Consider the following 21,709-nt stretch of genomic DNA (forward strand, 5'->3'; position numbering starts at 1 on the left):
TTTATAGTTAATTACTATCTAAATATCAGATAGGTTAACTATGCCGTCACCTGAGAGTTTGCAGGCCTTTGTGCTTGCCGCAGAACTTGGTTCCTTCTCTGCGGCCGCGCGGAAAATGAACAAAGCCCAGTCTGCCGTTTCAACTGCAATCGCCAACCTTGAAATCGATACGGATCTTCAACTCTTTGACAGAAGCAGCAGGTCCCCGACGCTCACACAGGCCGGCCAATCACTACTGCCCTATGCCAAAAGCGTTCTACTCGGAAATCAGGAATTTCTGGCCAAGGCGACATCGATGTCGGAAGGGGTGGAGGACAAGTTAACCATTGCGGTCGAGCAGGGGATCAGCCTGTCGCCGATTTTGGATGTGTTAAGCGGGTTCTCAAGCGAATTTCCTGATGTCGCGCTGGAAATCCTGACAACCGGTCCCAACGATACAGCAGCGCTTCTCAAAGAGGGGCGCGCAGTACTGGGCCTGATGACGGAACAGGAACTTTATCCGACCGGTTTTCAGTTTCGGGGCGTCGGACATTCGGTGTTGGTTCCGGTCTGCGCTACCTCTCATCCGCTGGCCCGGCTGGATCGAGTGGCGCACCGAGACCTTCGACAATATCGGCAATTGGTTCTCAGAAGTCGTTCACGTGATGGTCCTGGCCAGGTCGGTGAAATCAAGAGCGCTTCAATCTGGTATGCGGAAAACCCGCACATTATTGTCGAACTGGTTTTGCGTGGTGCGGGTTGGGCTGAATTACCGTCACCGGTTGTCAAAGAACTTGTGAGACTGAACAGGTTGGCTCAAATGGAGTATACGTTCCAGCAAAGCGATGCGCTGGAAGGCATCGACCTTGTCTGGACGGAACAACACGTCCTGGGCAAAGCGGGTCAGTGGATCCAGAAACAGCTTTTTAGTTTCCCGCAAAATGTATGGCAGGATTGAGCCCGACCTGCTTGCCTGAAAGCCCCTGTGATAGCAAGATGAGCCGTCACTTCGCTGCCATTGAACGACGCATAGCCGATTTCCCGCATTCGCATTCAGTAACTCGTAACTGTTTTGCCGGGGAATCCGAGTTTTTCAATCACTGCCTGTATGTCATCAGCCCATAGCTGCATCTCACTGTATTGGGGTTTTGTCGTCGACTTCGCGGACATCCCGTGTTGGTTGGGATTCCAAGCAAAATAAACCAGTATTTTCGCGCACCCTGCCTTTCCTCTACCTGTGCACACCCGCCTTCTGCGAGCGGTGGCGCTTAGCAATAAAAACTGTGCGTCGCACAAGTGCCGTGAAGCATATTACGCCCATCGACAATCCGAGCTGGCCTTCAAAATTCAGATCGGTCGGAGCCAATCTCGGGCTCACGTCCCGCCGTTCAACGGCGGAGGAGCAGCATCGTGGCGACGCTGCTTCAACGTATCATGATCAGGCGTCAGTCGAGCAGGGCGGTGGCTTCGATCTCGATCAGGAATTCGGGCATGGCAAGGGCCTGCACACCCAGAAGCGTATTCGCCGCAGGCGTTACATCGCCGTAAAACGCGCCGATTGCCGGGCCGATCTCGTTTAGGTGGTCGGGCGAATAATTCACAACATAGGTCCGCAGCCGCACCACATTGGCCGGTCCGGCCCCCTGATCCGCAAGCACCGTCTTGAGGTTCGCAAAACACTGCGCGGCCTGCGCGGCCAGATCGCCCGGACCGACAATATTGCAGTCCTTGTCCCAGGCGACCTGACCCGCCAGATGCAGCAGGCGCTGCCCCTGACTTTCCACCGCGTGGGAAAATCCGAACTGGGTTGCATTGTACATTCCCGCTGGATTGATGGCTTTGACGGACATGGTCTCTCCTTTGCTCGGTTGGTTATTGGTTAAGGGTTTCGGGATCGGTGCACCAATCCTGCAACGTGGCGTAGACGGCGTCCGGCCACGGGATCGAGGTGTGCTTGTCCAGATCGCTGGCGGCGAGAACCTGCTTGCTGCGCCAGCGAACCTGACCCTCACAACTGATCCGGTGATGCAATGTGACCGATGACTTGCCGACCCGCGTGACGATCAGATCGAACACAAGCGTTTCACCAAAAAGCGAGGGTTTCGAGAAATCGCAGCTCAGGTGCACTGTGGGGGTGCCCCATCGCTGTTCCCAGATGATGTGGTTCCAGGGATAGCCGATATGGGTCCAGAAATGTTCGTTCACGCCATTCAGGATGTCGAGATACGAGGGGAAATAGGCGGTGCCCGAGATATCGCAATCTCCAAATCGAAGGGCCCGTTCGGTGGTGAATATCTTGCTCATCTTGGTCTTTGAAACTCCTTTGATTTTTCTGATACCAGCGGCTTGCTCATACCCAGTCCTGTTCGGGGTCCGGCGACGGGATCGCGGCCAGAAGCTCGGTTGTATAGGCTGCTTTTGGTGCCTCGAAGAGGTCCTGCACCGGCGCATTTTCGACGATGCGGCCACTTTCCAATACCAGAACCTGATCGCTGATGCGCCTAACCACGCTCAGGTCGTGGCTGATGAAGGCCACAGTCAGGCCCATCTGCGATTGCAGGTCGGCCAGAAGTTGAAGGATCTGTGCCTGACTTGAAACGTCAAGGCCCGAAACAATCTCATCCGCCAGAATGAAGGTGGGGTTTAACGCTGTGGCACGGGCGATGCCCACGCGCTGGCGCTGACCGCCCGAGAGTTCGTGCGGATAGCGGGCAGCCAGTGCCGGGTTCAGCCCGACCCGTTCCAGCGCCGCCTCGGCCGCGCCTTTTTCGTAGACATTGTGCAACCGCAGGGGGGCTTCGATGATCCGCCGGATGCGATGGCGCGGATTGAGCGATGACATCGGATCCTGAAAGATCATCTGCATCTGCCGCCGGAGCGGTAACATCCCGGCCTCGTCCAGATTGGTGATATCGATGCCGTCGAACAGAATCTGCCCTCCGGTGGGCTCCAGCAGGCGAATTAGCGCGCGGCCAAGCGTCGATTTGCCCGAGCCGGAAGCGCCGACGATGCTCAGGATGCTGCCGCGCGGAATGTCAAAGGAAAGACCTTTGAGGATTTCGACCTTCGGGCGCGGGCCGAAAATCGGCGTCGCGGTAAAATCGGGCAGCGACAGGTGCAGGTCCTTGATTGAAAACAACGGGCTCATGCGAAGAACTCGCGATCTGCGGCGGCAACCTCGGCTTCGACGGCGGCGATGACCTGTTCGGGAACGGGCATCAGCGCGTCTTTGGGGGCGTCATGCCGCGGTGTGGCCGCAAGAAGCGCCCGCGCATAGTCGTGTTTCGGACCGGCAAAGAAACTGTGGACATCAGTGTCTTCGACCACATGACCGGCATAAAGGACCGTAAGCGCCCGGCACACCTTTGAGACCACGCCGAGGTCATGGGTCACGAACAAAAGTGCGGTTCCATGCTGTTCCTGCATGTGCCGGATCAGGCAGATGATCTTCTTTTGCACGGTGACATCCAGCGCGGTTGTCGGCTCGTCTGCGATAATCAGTCTTGGTTCGGCGGCAAAGGCCGAAGCGATCAGAATGCGCTGGCGCATACCGCCCGACAACTCGTGCGGATAAAGCCGCAGGACACGGGCCGGATCGGGAATGGCGACCTCGTTCAGAAGCTCGGTTGCGCGCGCAACCGCGTCGGTCTTTGACCAGCCCAGGATATGTGTCAGCCGGTCGGTGATCTGCGGTCCGATCCGGCGCGACGGGTTCAGCGCGGTCAGTGGGTCTTGCGGGATCAGGGCGACGTGCCGGGCAATCCAGGCCCGCCGCTCGCGGGGCGGCAGGGCGGTCAGATCGGTGTCGTCCAGATGAATCGACCCCCCGGTCCGTTGAAGCGCCTGAGGTAAAATATCAAGGATCGCCTTGCCGATCATGGATTTGCCCGCACCGCTTTCACCGACGAGGCCGCGCACCTCACCTGCCTGCAACTCGATATTGACGCGTCGCAGGACCGGTTGGCCTGTGCGCAAGTGGACGTCGAGGTTTCTGATCGACAACAGGCTCATCGCAACACCGGATCAAATCGCTGTTTCAGCCCTTCGCCAAGCTGCCCCAGTGACAGCACGGTCAGAAACAGCGCGATGAGTGGGAAGATCAGGACCCACCAGGCCTGATGGATGCTCTGGCGTCCTTCGGCGATCATTCCGCCCCAGGTCGGCGCATCGGTCGAGATCGACAGGTTCACGAAGCCGAGGATCGTTTCCACGATCAGGGCGATGCCCATTTCCAAGGTCAGCATCACCCCGATAGTTGGCAACACATTCGGCAGGATTTCCGTCCAGAGCATCGACAACCGCGAGCGTCCGACCACGCGGGCGTTGTCAACGTAGTCCATCGCAGACTGCACCATGGTTTCGGCCCGCACGACGCGGGCAAAGCGCGTCCAGTCGATGATGACGATTGCGGTGATGATCGATACCAGCCCGGTGCCCATCACGGCGATTAGCAGGATGGCGAACAGCACCGGCGGAAAGGCCATCCAGATGTCGATCAGACGGCTGATGACCTGATCGGTCCAGCCCCGATAAAATCCGGCCAGCATTCCCAGCGTGGTGCCCAGAAGGCAGGTCAGCACTCCGGCGATCAGCGCCACGGTCAGCGCGATACGGGTGCCGTAGATCAGCCGCGAGAGGACGTCGCGGCCAAGGCTGTCGGTGCCCAGCAGATATTTGGGATCGGCCCCATCGGACCAGAAGGGCGGCAGGCGCCCGGCAAACAGATCCTGTTCCAGCGGATCGACCGGTGCGATCAGCGGCGCAAAGATCGTCAGAATGACCAGCAGGCCAAGCCAGAGACCGGGTAGCCACAGGCGCAAATTCGCGCGGCGGGGGTATGCGGAAGAAGCGCTAGGCATGGCGCAGCCTCGGGTTCAGCACCGCATAAAGCAGGTCAACGGTCAGATTGACCAGCGTGAAGAGAAGCGCAAAGATCAGCACGATCCCCTGAATCAGCGGCAGGTCCCGGTTGATGACTGCGTCGATGGCCATGTTGCCCAGCCCTTCGTAGGAAAAGAGGCGCTCGATAATGACGGTGCCTCCGATCAGAAAGGTGAACTGCACCCCCACCAGCGTCAGCGTCGGCAGGGCCGCATTGCGCAGGGCCTCGCGCAGGATCACCTGACGCTCGGAGAAACCCTTGACGCGCGCCAAAGTCACATAGTCGAGATGCATGGTTTCCTTCAGGCTCTGCTTGAGCAGTTGCGAGATGATGGCGGCCAATGGCAGGGCCAACGCAAGCGCGGGCATCAGCATATGCGCCAGCACATCTCCAAAGACGTCCAGGCGCAGGCGGACGAGCGACTCGACAAGGTAGAAGTTGGTAGTGAATTCCGGATTCAGCGCCGGTGAGATGCGGCCGGATATGTGAAAGACCGGCCACAGCACGCCAAAGAGCAGGATCAGCGCCAGCCCCCAGAGGAAATCCGGCACGCTGAGCGCCGCGCCCACTCCGACGTCAATGCCGGTCTCGACCCGCGTGTCGCGCCAAAGCGTGCCGTAGACTGCCGCCGTGCCGCCCAGAACCAGGGCGATCAGCAGCGCAAATCCGGACAGTTCCAGCGTGGCGGGCAACCGGCCCAGCACCAGATCGCTAACCGGTTGGCGCAGTGAGATCGAGGTGCCGAAATCGCCATGCGTGATACCTGCGAGCCAGATAAAGAATTGTTCAACAATGGATTTGTCGAGGCCAAAAAGCCGTTCGAGCCGGGCGATGTCATCCTCGGTTGCGCCAGGCGGCAGCATCATGGCGATGGGATTGCCTGGCACCACGCGGATCACGACAAAAACGATGACTGCCACGCCAAAGAGCGTGATCAGCGAGGTCAGGACCCGTTTCAGCAGTGTTTGTACGATTTTCAATAGTGCGCGCTTTTGATGGGGCCGGCACCGGGTGGTTCCCGGCGCCGGTCGCTTGGATCATGCAGGTGACATCAGGTGCGGCAGCAACGCGCCCGACCGATGCGGCGTCACCTTCACATCGGTGCTGTGCAGGATCGGTTGCACATATTGCAGAAGCGGTATGACCAGCGCGTTTTCGGCGATGTGCCGGTCCACTGCTTTCCAGCCCTCGATACGCTTGTCCTCATCCGCTTCGCCCCAAAGCGGCAGGATCATGTCAAAGGTTTCCTGCCCGTCCCAAACGGAATGCGGCGAGGGGCCGAACATGGCGAAGCCGGTGGATGTGGTCGGATCTCCCACCGCGTTGCCCCAGTTGTAAAAGGCCGCCGGGGCCAGTTGATCCGCCGCGCGCAGCTCGAAATGCTTGGCGATCTCGTAGACCTCGATTTCCGCTTCGATGCCGACGCGCCGCCAAAGACCGACAATGGCCTGGATGATCTCATAATCCTTGGGCTTGAAGCCCCGTGTGGTCTGGATCGTGAACTTGACGGGATTGTCCGGTCCATAGCCTGACGCGGCCAGCAACTCCTTGGCCTTGTCGGGATCGTAGGGCACTTTGACCGAGGCGTCATAGGCGGTGTAATCCGGTGTCTGCAGCGTGTCGATGGGCACGCCATAACCGGACAGAAGTCGGTCGACGATGGTTTGTTTGTCGATGGCGTGGGCCATGGCCATACGGACATTGGGATCGGTCATCACATCCACATCGTTGATGAAGATCATGCCGATATCCGAGACCGGATTTGCGGCCCCGGCGATGCTGTCAGTCGCCTTGAGGCGGTCGAATTCCTCGTAAGGAACTTCGATCGTCACATGGGAGTTGCCACTTTCGATTTCGGCCACGCGGCTTGAGGCGTCGGTGACGAATTTGATTGTAACGGACTTGTAGGCCGGAGCCCCGCCCCAGTAATTGTCATTTGACTTGAGACGGATGAACGCGTTGCGTTCGAACCGGTCGAGCATGTAGGGGCCGGTGCCAATTGGCGCGGCCTCGAAGCCTTCGGCACCGACCTCTTCATAGTATTTTTTGGGCAGCACATAGCCGGTGAGAAAGCTCATCCACTTGAAGATGGTGGGCTCGTATTCCAGCACATCGGCGGTCACACGATTGCCGTCGATGGCAAAGTTGCCGATTTTGCCCCAGATAAACTGAATGGGGTTGCCACTGTCTGGCGCGCCCGCGCGTTCCAAGCTCCAGACGACGTCCTCGGGTGTCAGCGGATCGCCATTGTGCCATGTCACGCCTTCGCGCACATCCAGCCAAATCTGGCTTTTGTCGTCGTTCCAGCCCCAATCGGTCACGATGCCCGGACCAAAGCTGAGATCGGGGTTCTGGTGAATGAACATGTCGAACACCGATTGGTAGATGCCCTGAATGGTCGGGTTCACCGCCGACAGGCCGACGGTCGGATCCCAGCTTGGCAGATTGACGTTATAGGCAATCACCAGTTCTTCGGCGGAGCTTTGCGCCAGCGCAAACCGGCCAAACGGCGCCGATATGACAGCAGCCGATGCCACGCTGAGCCGCAGCAGCGAACGACGTGAGACATTCATTTTTCTTCTCCCCTTGGTGTATGATTTCCGTTTCTGTTCAAGTGCCTGACAACTTCTCAGCCAACATCCAGCCCGCCCCCGCACCGGTACCGGCACCGGGCCAGACGGCAGCGCCGGTCAGATGCAGGTTGCGGATTGGCGTTCGACCGTCCGCGTGGCCACGCAAAGGGCGATACATAAAGTGCTGGCTCAGGTGGTGGCTGCCACAAATCTGGTCGCCGCCGACAAGATTGGGGTTGTCGGCCTCCAACTCGGTGGGCGGGACGATGCGCCGGTCAAGGATCGTTTCGCGAAATCCGGGGGCGTAGGCCTCGATCAGGTCAAATACCCGTTCGGCAAAGGGCGTGGCAGCCTCGGACCAGTTGCGGGCCGTGATCTGGCCCGCTGCGTCACCGCGGATCAGGCCGGGAGCCATGCGCACCTGCAGCCACAGCGCATGCAGCCCGCCGGGTGCGCGCGACGGGTCGGCGACCGTTGGCTGACCGCACACGATGACCGGTTCTTTCGGCAACAGCCCCGCCTTCGCCTCGGCATAGGTCGCTGCCATCTGGTCAAGGCTCGGGGCCAGATGGACATAGGCAAAGCGCCGCAATTCGCGCGCCCGCCACGGGGGCAGGGCCGAGGCGGCGATATGGATCATCATCGTACCCGGCGCGTGGGCATAGGTGACAAGTCCCTTGTCGAAACGCGTCGCTCCGGTGTCGCCAATCAGACGCGCGAACGCCGAAGGCGCGACGCCTGCAACAACCGCCTTGCGGGCCTCTACCACCTCGCCACTGGCAAGCCTCACGGCGGTTGCGCGCCCGCCTTCGTGCAGGATTTGCGCAACGTCGGTATCGCATCGGATCGTGCCGCCATGGCTTTCGATCATTCTGCACAGCGCATCCGTTACGCCCTGTGCTCCGCCCGCCGCCAGCGCCATGCCAAAGCTTTGTCCGGCCATCCCTTCGAGGTAGGGGAACATCGCCCCACCGGCCACGTCGGGCGCAAAATCGAGATGCATGCCCCAGGCACCCAACAGCGCGCGCACTTTCGGCGCGCGAAAGCTTTCCTCAAGCCAGGCGCGGGGCGACAACATCAGAAAACGGGCAAAATCCAGAAGCCCCGCCGTGCCCTCGGTGCGCCAAAGCTTCCATGCGGTTCGCAAGGCCGGACCTCGCTGCATCGGCATGCCCAGCACCGCGCCAATCAAATCCAGACGCCGGGGAAACTCCTCACTCAGCTGGTCCCAGGTTTGCCCGTCTGTCGCATCAAGCGCCCGGATGCGTGCCGTGGTCAGGGTGCGGTCGTGGCTGACCCCCAGCCACGATCCATCGGGAAACGCGCTGGCGAACGGATGTTTGACCGGAATGAATTTCAGGCCATGCCGCGCCAACTCGGTCCCGTGGCGGGCATGAAAGGCCGAGCCGGCGAACAATGACAGGTTCATTGCCGCCCAGTCATGCGTAAAACCGGGCAAAGTGTACGCCCCGGATTTGACGGCCCCGCCGGGCCGGGCCGCCTGTTCCAGCACAAGGACGCGCCATCCGAGCGAGGCGAGATGAGCCGCGCAAACCAGTGCGTTCAGCCCCGAGCCGACAAAGACTGCATCATTATCGCTTGACACCTGACCCTCCCGGCAGAGATATTTGCAAAATCATATAAATTTGTCTAGCAGATAATCTGCGACAGCGGTTTCAGCCATCGCGTTGCTCATGGGAGGATGAGAAAATGGACTCTGCGGGAACACTCGGAAATCTGGCCCAACTGATGGCCTCGGGCGGGATTGAGGTGGTGGATTGTTCAGGAACACTGGGGCCCGAGACCCCGATCCTGCAACTGCCCGAGGACTTTGCCAAGAACACGCCAAAGATCGAGATTCACAAGATCAGCGAATATGACGATGACGGGCCGTTTTTTGCGTGGAACTGGATGGTGCTGGGCGAACATTCGGGCACCCATTTCGACGCGCCGCATCACTGGATCACCGGCAAGGACTATGTGGACGGCTATACCGATACGCTGGACGTGAACCGCCTGGTTGCGCCGGTCAATGTCATCGATTGCACAGCCGAGACCGAGGCGAATCCCGACTTCCTGCTGACGGCGGACCTTGTGAAAGCGTGGGAGGCCGAACATGGCGAGATCGGCAAGGACGAATGGGTCGTCATGCGGACCGACTGGGACAAGCGGGCGCATGACGAGGGACTTTTCCTGAACGCCGACGAAACCGGCCCGCACAGTCCCGGTCCAACGCCGGACTGTATCGAGTATCTGCTGTCGAAAGGGATCGTCGGCTGGGGCAGCCAGTGTATCGGCACCGACGCCGGGCAGGCCGGTGGCATGGAGCCGCCTTTCCCTGCGCATAACCTTTTGCACCGCGACAACTGCTTTGGTCTGGCAAGCCTTGCCAATCTGGACAAGCTGCCAGCCAAAGGGGCGATCCTGATTGCCGCACCGCTGAAGATTCAGCGCGGCACCGGCTCGCCCATCCGGGCGCTGGCGCTTGTGCCGCGGGCTTAACCCCAAATGGCACGGTCGTCACAGGACCCCATCGTTGTCATCGGAGCGGGGATAAACGCTCTGGTGGCAGCAGCGATGCTGGCGGGCAAGGGCCACAAGGTGCTGGTTCTGGAACGTTCGGACCGGCCCGGTGGCTGCATGCGCAGTGACGAGATCACGCTGCCGGGGTTCACCCATGACGTGATGGCGGCGACGTTTGTTCTGTTTCTGACGTCGCCTGCCTATGCGGAACTGGGTGCGGCGCTGGGTGAACATGGGCTTGAATTCTGCCACACGCCGTACCCGACAGCCGTTCTGCGGCCCAACGGAGCGGCGCTTGTCCTGTCGACTGACCGAGCGGCCAACATTGCAGCCTGGGATGCGCGGGCGGCGGGCGACGGCACAGCGCATCGCGACGATGTAGGCGGGATCGAGAGCGAGGCGGAGTTTCTGTTTTCCCTGTTGGGTCAGGACCTTTGGGGTCGGCCAATGGTCAAGCTGATGGGCAAGGAGGCTTGGAAGCGCGGGGTGCGAGATATGGCCATCTGGTTCGGGCAGTCGCTCATACCGGCGCGCGCCTGGCTTGAGACCACTTATCGCAACCCCGATGTGCAGGCGCTTTGGGCGCCGTGGTGTCTGCATGCCGGTCTGACGCCAGAGGCAAGCTATTCCGGCAAGATGGGCAAGGTGATCGCCTTCGCGCTGGAGGCTGCGGGCGCCCCCGTTGTCCGGGGGGGCGCTGGGCAGGCCGCAGTGGCGCTGCAGAAACTGATCGAGGCGCGGGGCGGCGAGGTTCGGTGCAGCGTTGATGTAGAAAGGGTTGAAGTTTCGAAGGGCCGCGCCACCGGTGTTCGCACCGCCGGGGGTGAAGTAATTGCGGCCAAAAAGGTCATTGCCAGCGTTGCCCCCGGGCAGTTGCAAACCCGGCTGTTGGCGGATGCTGCCGAGGCCGCGCCTGAGGAGGCCCAGAAGTTCCGGCACGGGCGTGGCAATTTCCAGCTGCACTATGCGCTGGATGGCGAGCCCGAATGGCAGGCCGAAGGGCTGTCCGATGTGGCACTGATCCATCTGGCAGACGGGATCGACTCGGTGTCGAAATCCTCGAACGAGGCCGAGCGCGGAATGCTGCCCGAGACGCCGACGATCTGTGTGGGGCAACCGCACCGGCTCGACCCCTCCCGATGCCCGAAGGGTAAGGCGATCCTGTGGATCCAGATTCCGGATGCGCCGCGCGTGATCAAGGGCGATGCGGCAGGCCGAATTGCGATCAACGGCCAATGGGATGAGGCCACGCGCGAAGCGTTCGCCGACCGGATCGAAGGGATTCTGTCGACGCATATCCGCAATTTCCCGCAGATCAAGCTGGCGCGGCGGGCTTATTCTCCGACCGATCTGGAAGGTCTGAACATCAATCTGGTCGGTGGCGATCCCTATGGCGGGTCTTGTTCGCTTGATCAGTTCTTTGTATTCCGGCCCGGCGGGGGAACTGTCAATCACGACACGCCCGTCAAAGAGCTTTATCATATCGGCGCATCGACCCACCCCGGCCCTGGCCTTGGCGGCGTTTCGGGCTATGCGCTGGCCAAGAGGCTGGGGGCATGACCGAACAGATGTACGAGGACGAAGACGTCGTCCATCTTGCCACCATTGGGCTGCAGAACTTTGCGCCTTATCTGATGAATCGGATCATGGGCCGCTATAACGCAGCCCTGAGCGATCAGATGGCTCAACTGGGTCTCAGCACCGCGCAGATGCGGACCCTTGCGGTTCTGGCGGTGATCGACGGTATCCTGATCCGGGAACTCGCGGTCTATTCGGTGGTCAAGCAATCGACCCTCAGCCGGGCTCTGGATTCGCTTGAGGCCGACAGGCTGATCCGTCGCGAGGCCGACAATGAAGATGGCCGCGCCTTTCGGATCTACATCACCGACGCGGGGCGTACTGCCTTTGATGCGCTGTGGCCGATCATGGTCGAGAGCTATGAGAACATGTTCGAAAACATTCCTGAGGTCGAGCGGAGGGCATTTGTGAAAACGCTCCAAACCATGCTGTCGAACGTCCGCATGCATGATTTCTGAGGGAGCCTGAATCAGGGAGAATCCGATGGCTGAACGGTCGTTTCGTGCCGAAGTCGAGCATCTGCGCAAGGGCGCCGGAGACACCTTTACGGGCGAGGGAATTCTTGCGATCACCAAGGCGCTTCTGGAAAACGGTGTCGGCTATGTCGGCGGGTATCAAGGCGCGCCGATCAGCCATCTGATGGATGTGCTGGCCGATGCCGAGGAACTATTGGGCGAGTTGGGCGTGCGGTATGAGGCCAACGCCTCGGAGGCTGCTGCTGCGGCAATGCTGGCGGCCTCGGTGCATTATCCTATTCGTGGCGCGGTGACATTCAAGGGTTCGGTTGGTGTCAATGTGGCGTCGGACGCGCTGGCCAATCTGGCCTCGTCTGGGGTGAACGGCGGTGCGCTGGTCATTGTGGGTGAGGACTACGGCGAGGGCTCCTCGATCATGCAGGAGCGGTCCCATGCCTTTGCGATGAAATCGCAATTCTGGCTACTGGATCCGCGCCCGAACCTGCCCTCGATCGTCAAATCGGTGGGCGATGGCTTTGCGTTGTCCGAGGCGTCGAACACGCCGGTCATGCTGATGGTGCGCATCCGCTCGTGCCACGTTACTGGCAGTTTCGAGACCCGCGACAATGTCCGACCGCCCCTGACCGTACGCGAGGCGCTGTCGAACCCGCAAAAGGATTTCGCGCGTGTGGTTCTGCCGCCGATGAGCTATCAGCACGAGCAGGACAAGGTAAATGTTCGCTGGCCCGCTGCCGAGACATTCATCCGCGAGAACACGCTGAACGAGCAGTTCGGCCCTGCAGAGGGCAAGATCGGCATCGTGTGTCAGGGCGGCATGTATAACGGCGTGATCCGGGCGTTGCAGCGGTTGGGATTGGCGGATCTCTATGGGCCGACCGGAGTGCCGGTCTATTGCCTGAACGTAACCTACCCGATCGTGCGCGATGAGTTTGCAGAATTCGCCGACGGTAAAGACGCCATTCTGGTGATCGAGGAAGGTCAGCCCAATTTCATCGAGGAACAACTGGCCGCGCATCTGTACCGGGCAGGCGCATCAGTCAGCCTGCATGGCAAGGACATTCTGCCGATGGCCGGTGAATATACCGGGCAGGTCATGTTGGAAGGGTTCACCGCCTTTTTGCGCAAGGCTGCTCCGGAGCTGTTGCCGGATCTGGTGCGCGCGCCGAACACGCCCGACGACACCATTCCCGACCTTTCGAAATCGGTGCCGGTCCGCCCGCCGGGGTTCTGCACCGGTTGTCCTGAACGCCCGATTTTCGCTGCGATGAAGATCGTGCAGCAGGAACTGGGTGAGCATCAGATATCGGCCGATATCGGCTGTCACCTGTTCGGCGCTCTGCCCCCATTTGAGATCGGCGGGCAGACCATGGGATACGGGCTCGGTCCGGCATCGAACGCAGCTTTTGACGGTGGTGGCGAAAAGCGGGCGATTTCGATCCTTGGCGATGGCGGTTTCTGGCACAATGGCCTGAGTTCCTCGATCGGGAATATGGTTTACAACAAGTCCGACAGTGTCGCCCTGATCGTCGACAACTACTATTCCGCAGCGACAGGCGGGCAGGATCTATTGTCGTCGCGCGCGGACAATGCCACCAAGACAACCCAGCAGCCGATTGCCGAGGCGGTAAAGGGCATCGGGGTCAAATGGGTGCGCCAGATCGACCACACCTATCATGTCTCGAAAATGACGGACATCCTGCGTGAGGCGCTGACCACCGACTATGATGGACCCAAGGTGATCATCGCTTCGTCCGAATGCATGCTGAACCGCCAGCGCCGCGAACGACCCCAAAAGGACCGAGCGATCAAACAGGGGCAACGGGTCGAAAAGCCCAGGTTCGGCGTTGATGACGCTATTTGCACCGGCGATCACGCCTGTATGCGGCTTTCGGGCTGCCCGTCCCTGTCGTTGAAAGATACGGGCGACCCCCTGAGAGACGACCCGATTGCCCATATTGACCAGACCTGTGTGGGCTGCGGCAACTGTGGCGAGGTGGCGGATGCCGCCGTGCTTTGCCCCTCGTTCTATCGCACGGATGTTGTTCATAATCCGCTCCCCGTCGAGCGCTGGATGGCTGCGCGGACGCAACGCATCACCACCTGGCTGCAAAAGCGGCGTGAAGCCCGACAAATCATGTTCCGAAAGACCGCGCCATGAATACGCGCGGGCCGATGCCGAAGCTGGACACATCCGAGCCTGTCTCCGGTGGGGTGATCAAGCTTGCCATTCTGGCGGTCGGCGGGCAGGGCGGCGGGGTGCTGACCAACTGGATCGAGAGCATTGCGAGGGATCAGGGATACGTAGCGCAGGCAACTTCGGTCGCCGGTGTGTCGCAGCGCACGGGGGCCACGATCTACTATATCGAAATGGCACCGAATTCGTCAAACTCCGTTCCCGTCTTTTCTCTGGCCCCGGCACCAGGTGATGTCGACATTCTGATTGCCGCCGAGTTGATGGAGGCTGGCCGTGCCATCATGCGGGGTTTTGTGACCCCGGACCGAACGACGTTGATTGCCTCGACCCATCGTGCCCTTGCGGTCAGCGAAAAGATGGTGCCTGGAAATGGAATTTCCGACCCGGCAGAGGTTCTGGCGGCGACCGGGATCACAGCCCGGCGGGCCATTCTGGCAGATATGGATCAGTTGGCCGTGGCCAAGGGGTCGGTCATATCGGCCTCTCTGTTCGGCGCGTTGGCAGGCGCTGAGGTGCTGCCATTTGATCGGGCAGCCTTTGAGGACGCCATCCGCCGTGGCGGCAAGGGGGTCGAGGCCTCACTCGCGGCCTTCGGAGCAGGTTACGCAGCGGCGCAAGAAGAGCCGGGCGTGGCTACTCCACCGCAAGCCGTACAGGACACGGTTCAGATCGTGGCAGGTGCGGCTTCTCAGCGCGAGGCGCTGAACAAACTGATACGCGCTGTCGAGAACCTGCCCGAAGGACTGCAGGAGATGGCGCGGCTGGGTGCAGAGAAAACGGTCGAGTTCCAGGATGTTGAATATGGCAGGGAATACCTGGAGAGGTTGCGCGGTGTCATGATCTACGACGACGCCGAACGAGGGCTCCTGCTGTCTCGGGAGGCTGCGAAATATATCGCGAACGCAATGGCTTACGACGATGTTATCCGCGTGGCCGACCTTAAGACGCGGCGGGACCGATTTGAACGGATCCGGCATGAGATGGGCGCCAATGAAGGCCAGGTGATGCATGTCACGGAATTCATGCATCCCCGCGCCCAAGAGATCGTTGGACTCCTTCCGGCAAAGATGGGATCGCGTGTTACGGCATCAGAGCCATGGATGCATCGCATCGACCGGTGGTTCGGCAAGGGGCGACGTTATCGCAGCAGCGGTCTGATTGCATTTCTGGTGTTGTATTGCATCGGGGGGCTGCGCGTCTGGCGCCGCCGGACCTTACGCCATGCTCAAGAGCAGGCGCATCTGGATCAATGGCTGGCCACTGCGTGCCGGATCGCGCCCCAAGACTATGCACTGGCGGTTGAAGTCCTGCGCTGCCGCCGCCTGATCAAGGGGTATTCGGACACCCATGCGCGCGGGTTGACCAAGTTCGACAAGGTGGTAGGTGCGGCCGAGTTTCTGTTGGGACGCGAGGACGCAGCGGACTGGGTGGCACGCCTCCGCCAAGCGGCTTTGAAGGACGAACAGGGCACGGCGCTTGATGGCGCATTGAAAACGGTTGAGAGCTTTCTCTAAGCGCCACCCTGGCAATGCGTATCTGTGATCACAACACGGGGCTGACCGAACTGTGAAATCAGCCGCTTCGGAAAACGCGGGGCCGCCTTGGCCGGTCTCGCCTGATGCAATTGGCGAAATAGCGGCCAAAGCGGTTCACCTGTTGCCGGGCAGTTTCCCGGATGACTGGCCTCCACGCTCAGCGAGCAGGTCTTCAACATCGGCCGCACCGAGGATAAAGCGATGGTAGACCCAGATAGCATAGGCGGTGAATGATCTCGCGCGGAAACCGATAACCCTTCAGGCGCGGTATTTTGAGCGGTGGCTTCACGCGATAGGTGCAACCAGTTCACAATGCGCAAACAGGCTGGCAACGCCCCTTGCTGCTATGGCGTTGCTTGTGATGTCCCTTGGCATTCATTCAGCCACACCCGAACCAATGGCATGCAGGTTTTGATGAACCGTGCATTTCGCGTCGCCGCACCGTCCTCATCCAGCCGGGGAACAACCCAGCCCACATAAGTAGCCGCGCGAAGCGCCAGAAAGAAGTCCAGCGCAGTTTCATCCAGAGGGCGCACCGTCCGATACCCGTCCAGCACCGCTGCACGCAGCGCGGGAAAATCTCGTTCGGGCAGGTTCTTGAGCAGGATCGTCGCGATCTCGAACATCCGGTATCCAAATCCACCGTCGTCAAAATCGATGATCTGTACCCGGTCGCCATCCACCATCAAGTTTTCGCGCACCATATCCGCATGGATTAGGCCATAGTCGGTACAAGCATCTGGCCGATCAAATTCCAACCGGGCCAGATCCCGAAACCGCAGCAGATCCTGACGATCCGTTTCCGTCAGCGTCGGGTTATCCCAGAACGGCCCCCAAATCGGGTCGTCCCCGACCAGCCCGTCGCGATCCCACGCGTGACGCGTGAACCCCTTCGGAAGGGTCCAGTCATCTGACGCGAGGTGCAGTAGCGCGGCCTCTTGCCCGATGGAATGAAACAGACCCAAACGGTTTGTGTGAGCCAGAGGCTGACCAGTTGCGCCCACCGGTTTCCCGTCAAGCCAGCCAAGAACGTCCACCTGGACGCCGTGTACCAGTTCGATAAACGCGCCGGTTCTGGACGCGACAGGAGCAGGAACTCCCAGCCTGGCACGAGCCAGCGCCGCCATCCAGTCCAACTCGGACCGCAATTCGGCTTTGCTCCGGTATCCAACGCGATGCAGGCGCAACGCAAATGTTTCTGTGCTGGTCCGCACCTGCCAGACTTCGTTTTCCCGCCGGGCAACCAGGGCGCAGTCCGCGCCCTCCATATCCCAAAGCGCAAGTGCTTCCGAAACAACAGGCGTCATGGGCAAACCGGTGTTTTGCTCAGAACATCGTCCAGAACTTCAAACAGGAAGTCTACGTTTTTGGCCGTGAATGTCATTGGGGGGCGAATCTTGAGCGTGTTCTTGTGGCGGCCCAGCTTTGACAGGATGATGCCGCGTTGACGCATTTCGTTCACGACCTGATCCGCAAAACCACTTGCGGGCTCTTTCGAAGCTTTGTCCAGAACCAGTTCGGCTCCAAAGATCATACCCGACCCGCGCGTGTCGCCTATGCAGTCATGATGATCCGCCAGTTCGCGCAGCCTTTGTTGCGCCAGCGCACCTACTTCATTGGCCTGTTGCATCAACTGGTGGTCTTCAAGCTCATCCAGTACCGCCATGGCGGCCGCGCACGAGACTGGATTGCCGCCAAACGTATTGAAGTAGCGGAAGGAATTGCGGAACTGGCTCATGATATCGGCCTTTGTTACCACACCGCCTACGGGATGCCCGTTGGCCATGGGTTTGCCCAACGTGACAACATCGGGCGTGAACCCCTGCCGCTGGTGTCCCCACATATGCGTGCCGATGCGGCCAAAGCCAGGCTGCACCTCATCCGCGATGACAAGGCCGCCAGCCCTGCGCACCACGTCCACTGTGGGTTGCAGCCAGCCCGGTTCCAGAGCGGGGAACCCTTCGTTCACAAAAAACGGACACAGGATCAAAGCGGAAAAGCCGTGTCCGGATTCCTCCAGCCTGACAATCTGTTCTGAAACACTGGCGGCAAAAGCGCGGGCATGGGCCATCCCTCCCTCCCCGCCCTGCGGGCGATAGCTGTCGGGGGCGGGTACGAATTTGACATGATCACCGACACCCGTTCCCGGTACATTCGACCGTGATAGCTGTGATACTGCGGTGGTGTTGCCGTGATAGGTGTAATCGGTTGCTATCACGCCGGTCTTTCCGGTTACGGCGGTGGCCATGCGCAACGCGATATCGTTGGCCTCTGACCCGGTGCAGGTCAGGATGGCCGTCGACAGGGCATCGTCAAAAGTACCGGTCAGCCGCTCGACATAGTCCAGGATGCCTTCGTGCAGGTAGCGCGTATGCGTATTCAGCGTCGCGGCCTGTTCAGCGATCGCCTGAACGACGCGCGGGTTGCAATGCCCCACATGCGCGACGTTGTTGTAGCAATCCAGGTAACGCCGCCCGTCCGCATCCCACAGCCAGACATCCTCGGCTTTGACGAAATGCACCGGCTCCTCATAGAAGGTCGACACGTTGGGACCCAGTAGCCGGGCCCGGCGGTCCAGCAAAACTTGCGTTTTCGCGGGTAAGTCGGACATTTTGCGCTCCTGTTCAATCAGATGCCTGTATGGGTGCTCAGTGACGCCTGGACAGGTAGAGTATATCGGGCACCGTCGAGAAACGAGAAAGCATCCCGAGGCAGCGGATGCAATTTAAACCGCCACAGGTCAATCCTGTGTCGCGGGTTCACGCATTCTTAGTGCAGGTAAGGATCTGACCTGGCATCGCCAACTTGAATACGCGTTGTGAACTGGTTGTGCCTAGCGCACGAAGGCACCGCCCAAAACACCGCGCCTGAAGGGTGTTCGGTTTCCGCGCGAGATCATCTATCACTTATGCTGTCTGGGCCGACCATCGCATTGTCTTCGGTGCAGCCGATGTTGAAGACCTGCTCGCTGAGCGCGGAGTGCCAGTCAGCCGGGAAACCGTCCGGCAATGGGTTAACCGCTTTGGCCGCCATTTCGCCAATTGCATTAGGCGAGACCGACCAAAGGCGGTCGACAAGTGGCATTTGGACGAAGTGGTCATCCCGATCAACGGATGGAAATGCAGGCTCCGGCGGGCGGTGGATGCGAACGGGGATGTCCTTGTTATCCTCATCCAACCACGGCGGAACGCCAAGGCGGCTCTGCGTTTTCCGAAGCGGCTGAATTCGCAGCTCGGTCAGCCCCGTGTCGCGATCACGGAAAAGCTGCGAAGTTGTTTCAAACCGATCCGCGAGCTTGCGCCGGGTGCGGATCACCGGGCACATAAAGGGGTAAACAACCGGAACGAAGGATCTCACGGGCCCACTCGAAAGCGTGAGAAACTGATGGGGCGCTTCAAACCTCCCAAAGCAGGCGCAAAGACTCGAGCTGGCCGAACTTTCTAATCTGTGTGATTCATCTCACCGCTCCGGCTGAGCAGGTTTAACGCGGCAAAGGTCACGACTGCGCCGGACAAAAGATACAGGCCGGCTGCCCACAGACCGAACAGCGCCGTAAGGCCGACGCCCACCAGCGGCGCGAACGCAGCTCCGATGATCCATGACAGGTTGGTTGCCATTGCCGATCCGGAATATCGGTATTTCTTGGGAAAGCGTTTAGGAACCACGGCACCCGCTTGCCCATAAGCCAGCCCGAGGATCATGAACCCGAACAGAATGAAGACATAGGGGAAATGCGCCAAAGTGCCGATCATAAGGCTTAGGACAACTATCATCAGAGTGCTGACGGCAATTACCCTGCGGCGGTCAAAGCGATCCGCCAACAAACCGGATGCAATAACTGTCAGAATGGCCAGCGCGCCACCGAACAATTGGATTGCGAGGACCTCAGTGATTTCAAATCGCTCGTAGATCGCAGCGAAAGCAAGAGGAAAGACAGTAACCATGTGGAACAGCGCGTAGCTGGCCAGCGGCAGGCAGGCCGACAGGAATATGGTTCTGCCTTCATTACGGACCAGTTCAGGCAGAGGGGCCGAAGTGATCACTTCGGGATCGACGCCCAGATCAGCATTCAGCAATCGAACGCGGGCGTATAATGAGACCACATTTACCGCCATGACGGCAAAAAAGGCAAATCGCCAGCCCCATTGCAGGAACTCTTCTTGAGTCAGGAAACCGTTCAGGACGAAAAAGATCGATGCGGCGACTACAAAACCGATGGGACCGCCCAATTGGGGCACCATCGCATAAAGGCCATTACGATTCTCGGGGGCTGCGTTCTGAAGCTGCAACGTCAGCCCATCCCAGGCGCCACCCAGACCAAGCCCCTGAAGGATTCGCAGTACTGCAAGAAAGACGGGTGCCAGCCACCCGATCTTTTCATATCCCGGCAGCAAACCGATGGCCACGGTAGACGTGCCCAACAGCAAAAGTGCCAGAGACACTTTGCCAACACGGCCGATCTTGTACTGCAATGTCCGACCAGCAAGGCTGGCAACGGGCCGCGCCAAAAATGCCAGCGAGAAGATTGCAAAAGACGCCAGTGTGCCGTTCAGCGGATCGAGCATGGGGAAAAACAGTTGCGGAAACACCAATGCCGATGCAATCGCGTAGACAAAAAAGCCAAAGAAATCAGTCACTCGGGCCATAACGACCGTGGTGATCACTTCATCAATCGTTGCTTTGTACCGTTCTGGGGTATCAACGCTGGACATGTTATACTCCTGTTTCGACCCATTGTTTCCGGAGCGTCACGCCAAAGGTATTTTTTTGGATCATCTTTTGTCGCATTGCAGCACGGAAGAAAAACCTGCACAAGGGCCCCGCACGCGGAGGTATGAAAAAATGTCTCGCCAGCTTACCAATTCATCACTCAGAAAAACCGAGCTACGAGACGCAAAACGATGAAGCGTTTAATATCCGCTACAGCCTTGCTGTCGCTTTTTGTCCTATCCGCGTGCGATATGGTGGTTCTGAATCCATCCGGCGATGTCGCAGCTCAGCAAGCCGATCTTATTCTCTATTCGACGGTTCTGATGCTCATCATCATCATACCTGTCATGGCGCTAACTGTGTTCTTCGCCTGGAAGTATCGCGAATCGAACAAGAAGGCGACGTACGAGCCTGATTGGGATCACTCCACCAGTCTTGAGATCATAATCTGGTCTGTGCCGTTGGCTATTATCATATGTCTGGCCGGATTGACCTATGTCGCGACCCATCGGTTGGATCCGTTTGAGCCGCTTCATCGCGTCTCTGAATCACAAGAGATTGACCCGAACATAGAACCGATGGTCATCCAGGTCTCGGCCATGGATTGGAAATGGTTGTTCATATACCCCGAACAGGGGATCGCTACGGTGAACGAGGTCGCCGCCATCGTCGACCGCCCGATCAGGTTTGAAATCACCTCGACCACGGTGATGAATTCGTTCTTTGTTCCTGCTTTGGCCGGGCAGATTTATGCAATGTCGGGGATGCAAACCGAACTGAATGCAGTGATCAACGTGCCTGGGGTTTACGATGGATTTTCCGCCAATTACAGCGGCGAGGGCTTCTCGCAAATGCGGTTCAAGTTCTTCGGTAAAACCGAGGCGGATTTTGAAAGCTGGGTCGCGCAGGTGCGCGAGCACGGGAGTGCGTTGGACCGCGCTACCATTGCTCAATTGAACCAACCCAGCGTCGCTCATCCAGTCACCTATTTTGACTCCGTCGAAGCCGGCTTGTGGGACAAGGTTGTCAATCTTTGCATCGATGACGACGCGCTTTGCCTCAATGACATGATGATGGTCGATGCACTTGGCGGCGGCGGACTGGAAGGGCTGTGGAACCGAGAGATGTTCCGCGGCATCTGTTCGGCAGATGATCCGGGTGCCCTGATGGCTATGATCCGCCCCGAGATGCGCATCCGCGAGGATGATATCATCACCGCGATGACGCTGGTGCCCCCAGCTTCCGCGAATTGAGCCGCA

At 59.5% G+C, this 21,709-nt stretch carries 18 protein-coding genes and 2 pseudogenes; 8 read left to right on the top strand and 12 right to left on the bottom strand.

The window, feature by feature from the left end; genetic code table 11:
- The first annotated feature begins 40 nt into the window (after window positions 1–40).
- Window positions 41–937 (top strand): LysR family transcriptional regulator, encoded by an 897-nt coding sequence (locus ACR0LF_RS17330; RefSeq protein ID WP_480582516.1) that lies wholly within the window; start codon window positions 41–43, stop codon window positions 935–937.
- A gap of 487 nt (window positions 938–1,424) precedes the next feature.
- Here ACR0LF_RS17330 and ACR0LF_RS17335 read toward each other — a convergent pair whose 3' ends face one another.
- From ACR0LF_RS17335 to ACR0LF_RS17370, 8 genes are read right to left on the bottom strand one after another with little or no spacing between them, the layout of a single operon-like run.
- Window positions 1,425–1,829 (bottom strand): RidA family protein, encoded by a 405-nt coding sequence (locus ACR0LF_RS17335; protein WP_480582518.1) that lies wholly within the window; start codon window positions 1,827–1,829, stop codon window positions 1,425–1,427.
- A gap of 22 nt (window positions 1,830–1,851) precedes the next feature.
- Entirely contained in the window at window positions 1,852–2,283 is a 432-nt protein-coding gene (locus ACR0LF_RS17340; RefSeq protein WP_480582520.1) for an acyl-CoA thioesterase, read from the bottom strand.
- A 46-nt stretch (window positions 2,284–2,329) separates the two neighbouring features.
- The gene (locus ACR0LF_RS17345; RefSeq protein WP_480582522.1) at window positions 2,330–3,127 is read right to left on the bottom strand and encodes an ATP-binding cassette domain-containing protein; all 798 of its coding nucleotides are present in this window, start codon (window positions 3,125–3,127) and stop codon (window positions 2,330–2,332) included.
- Window positions 3,124–3,990, bottom strand: a complete 867-nt coding sequence (locus ACR0LF_RS17350) for an ABC transporter ATP-binding protein (protein ID WP_480582523.1) — start codon at window positions 3,988–3,990, stop codon at window positions 3,124–3,126. The genes ACR0LF_RS17345 and ACR0LF_RS17350 overlap by 4 nt, the downstream gene beginning before the upstream one ends.
- Entirely contained in the window at window positions 3,987–4,838 is an 852-nt protein-coding gene (locus ACR0LF_RS17355) for an ABC transporter permease (RefSeq protein ID WP_480582525.1), read from the bottom strand. The genes ACR0LF_RS17350 and ACR0LF_RS17355 overlap by 4 nt, the downstream gene beginning before the upstream one ends.
- Window positions 4,831–5,841 carry an ABC transporter permease gene (locus ACR0LF_RS17360; RefSeq protein WP_480582527.1) on the bottom strand — a complete coding sequence of 337 codons (1,011 nt, stop codon included), beginning with the start codon at window positions 5,839–5,841 and terminating at the stop codon, window positions 4,831–4,833. The genes ACR0LF_RS17355 and ACR0LF_RS17360 overlap by 8 nt, the downstream gene beginning before the upstream one ends.
- A gap of 57 nt (window positions 5,842–5,898) precedes the next feature.
- A complete protein-coding gene (locus ACR0LF_RS17365; RefSeq protein ID WP_480582529.1) occupies window positions 5,899–7,434 on the bottom strand; it encodes an ABC transporter substrate-binding protein in 1,536 nt (511 codons plus the stop codon).
- Between the two features lie 37 nt (window positions 7,435–7,471).
- Window positions 7,472–9,040, bottom strand: a complete 1,569-nt coding sequence (locus ACR0LF_RS17370) for a phytoene desaturase family protein (protein WP_480582531.1) — start codon at window positions 9,038–9,040, stop codon at window positions 7,472–7,474.
- Window positions 9,041–9,144: 104 nt separating this feature from the next.
- On the opposite strand from ACR0LF_RS17370, the gene ACR0LF_RS17375 reads away from it, so the two are divergent.
- From ACR0LF_RS17375 to ACR0LF_RS17395, 5 genes are read left to right on the top strand one after another with little or no spacing between them, the layout of a single operon-like run.
- The gene (locus ACR0LF_RS17375; protein ID WP_480582533.1) at window positions 9,145–9,936 is read left to right on the top strand and encodes a cyclase family protein; all 792 of its coding nucleotides are present in this window, start codon (window positions 9,145–9,147) and stop codon (window positions 9,934–9,936) included.
- 6 nt (window positions 9,937–9,942) lie between these two features.
- Complete coding sequence (locus ACR0LF_RS17380) at window positions 9,943–11,517, top strand: phytoene desaturase family protein (protein ID WP_480582535.1); 1,575 nt, start codon at window positions 9,943–9,945, stop codon at window positions 11,515–11,517.
- Window positions 11,514–11,993 carry a MarR family winged helix-turn-helix transcriptional regulator gene (locus tag ACR0LF_RS17385; RefSeq protein WP_480582537.1) on the top strand — a complete coding sequence of 160 codons (480 nt, stop codon included), beginning with the start codon at window positions 11,514–11,516 and terminating at the stop codon, window positions 11,991–11,993. The genes ACR0LF_RS17380 and ACR0LF_RS17385 overlap by 4 nt, the downstream gene beginning before the upstream one ends.
- 25 nt (window positions 11,994–12,018) lie before the next feature.
- On the top strand, window positions 12,019–14,169 hold the full coding sequence (locus tag ACR0LF_RS17390; protein ID WP_480582539.1) for a thiamine pyrophosphate-dependent enzyme: 2,151 nt from the start codon (window positions 12,019–12,021) through the stop codon (window positions 14,167–14,169).
- A complete protein-coding gene (locus ACR0LF_RS17395) occupies window positions 14,166–15,719 on the top strand; it encodes an indolepyruvate oxidoreductase subunit beta family protein (protein WP_480582541.1) in 1,554 nt (517 codons plus the stop codon). Before ACR0LF_RS17390 ends, ACR0LF_RS17395 begins: the two co-directional genes overlap by 4 nt.
- A gap of 20 nt (window positions 15,720–15,739) precedes the next feature.
- On the opposite strand, the pseudogene ACR0LF_RS17400 reads toward ACR0LF_RS17395, so the two are convergent.
- From ACR0LF_RS17400 to ACR0LF_RS17410, 3 genes and pseudogenes are all read right to left on the bottom strand, one after another.
- Window positions 15,740–16,029, bottom strand: a pseudogene (locus ACR0LF_RS17400) (IS6 family transposase); the annotation flags it as partial.
- A 55-nt stretch (window positions 16,030–16,084) separates the two neighbouring features.
- Window positions 16,085–17,047, bottom strand: coding sequence for a phosphotransferase (locus ACR0LF_RS17405; RefSeq protein ID WP_480582543.1), 963 nt, complete (start codon window positions 17,045–17,047; stop codon window positions 16,085–16,087).
- The gene (locus ACR0LF_RS17410) at window positions 17,044–18,351 is read right to left on the bottom strand and encodes an aspartate aminotransferase family protein (protein ID WP_480582545.1); all 1,308 of its coding nucleotides are present in this window, start codon (window positions 18,349–18,351) and stop codon (window positions 17,044–17,046) included. The genes ACR0LF_RS17405 and ACR0LF_RS17410 overlap by 4 nt, the downstream gene beginning before the upstream one ends.
- A gap of 256 nt (window positions 18,352–18,607) precedes the next feature.
- Here ACR0LF_RS17410 and ACR0LF_RS17415 point away from each other — a divergent pair.
- A pseudogene (locus ACR0LF_RS17415) lies at window positions 18,608–19,139 on the top strand (IS6 family transposase); the annotation flags it as partial.
- A 41-nt stretch (window positions 19,140–19,180) separates the two neighbouring features.
- Here ACR0LF_RS17415 and ACR0LF_RS17420 read toward each other — a convergent pair.
- Complete coding sequence (locus ACR0LF_RS17420) at window positions 19,181–20,452, bottom strand: MFS transporter (RefSeq protein ID WP_480582547.1); 1,272 nt, start codon at window positions 20,450–20,452, stop codon at window positions 19,181–19,183.
- Window positions 20,453–20,641: 189 nt separating this feature from the next.
- On the opposite strand from ACR0LF_RS17420, the gene cyoA reads away from it, so the two are divergent.
- Complete coding sequence (gene cyoA, locus ACR0LF_RS17425) at window positions 20,642–21,703, top strand: ubiquinol oxidase subunit II (protein WP_480582549.1); 1,062 nt, start codon at window positions 20,642–20,644, stop codon at window positions 21,701–21,703.
- Window positions 21,704–21,709: the final 6 nt, after the last annotated feature.

It is taken from the genome of Ruegeria sp. E8, assembly GCF_056533985.1.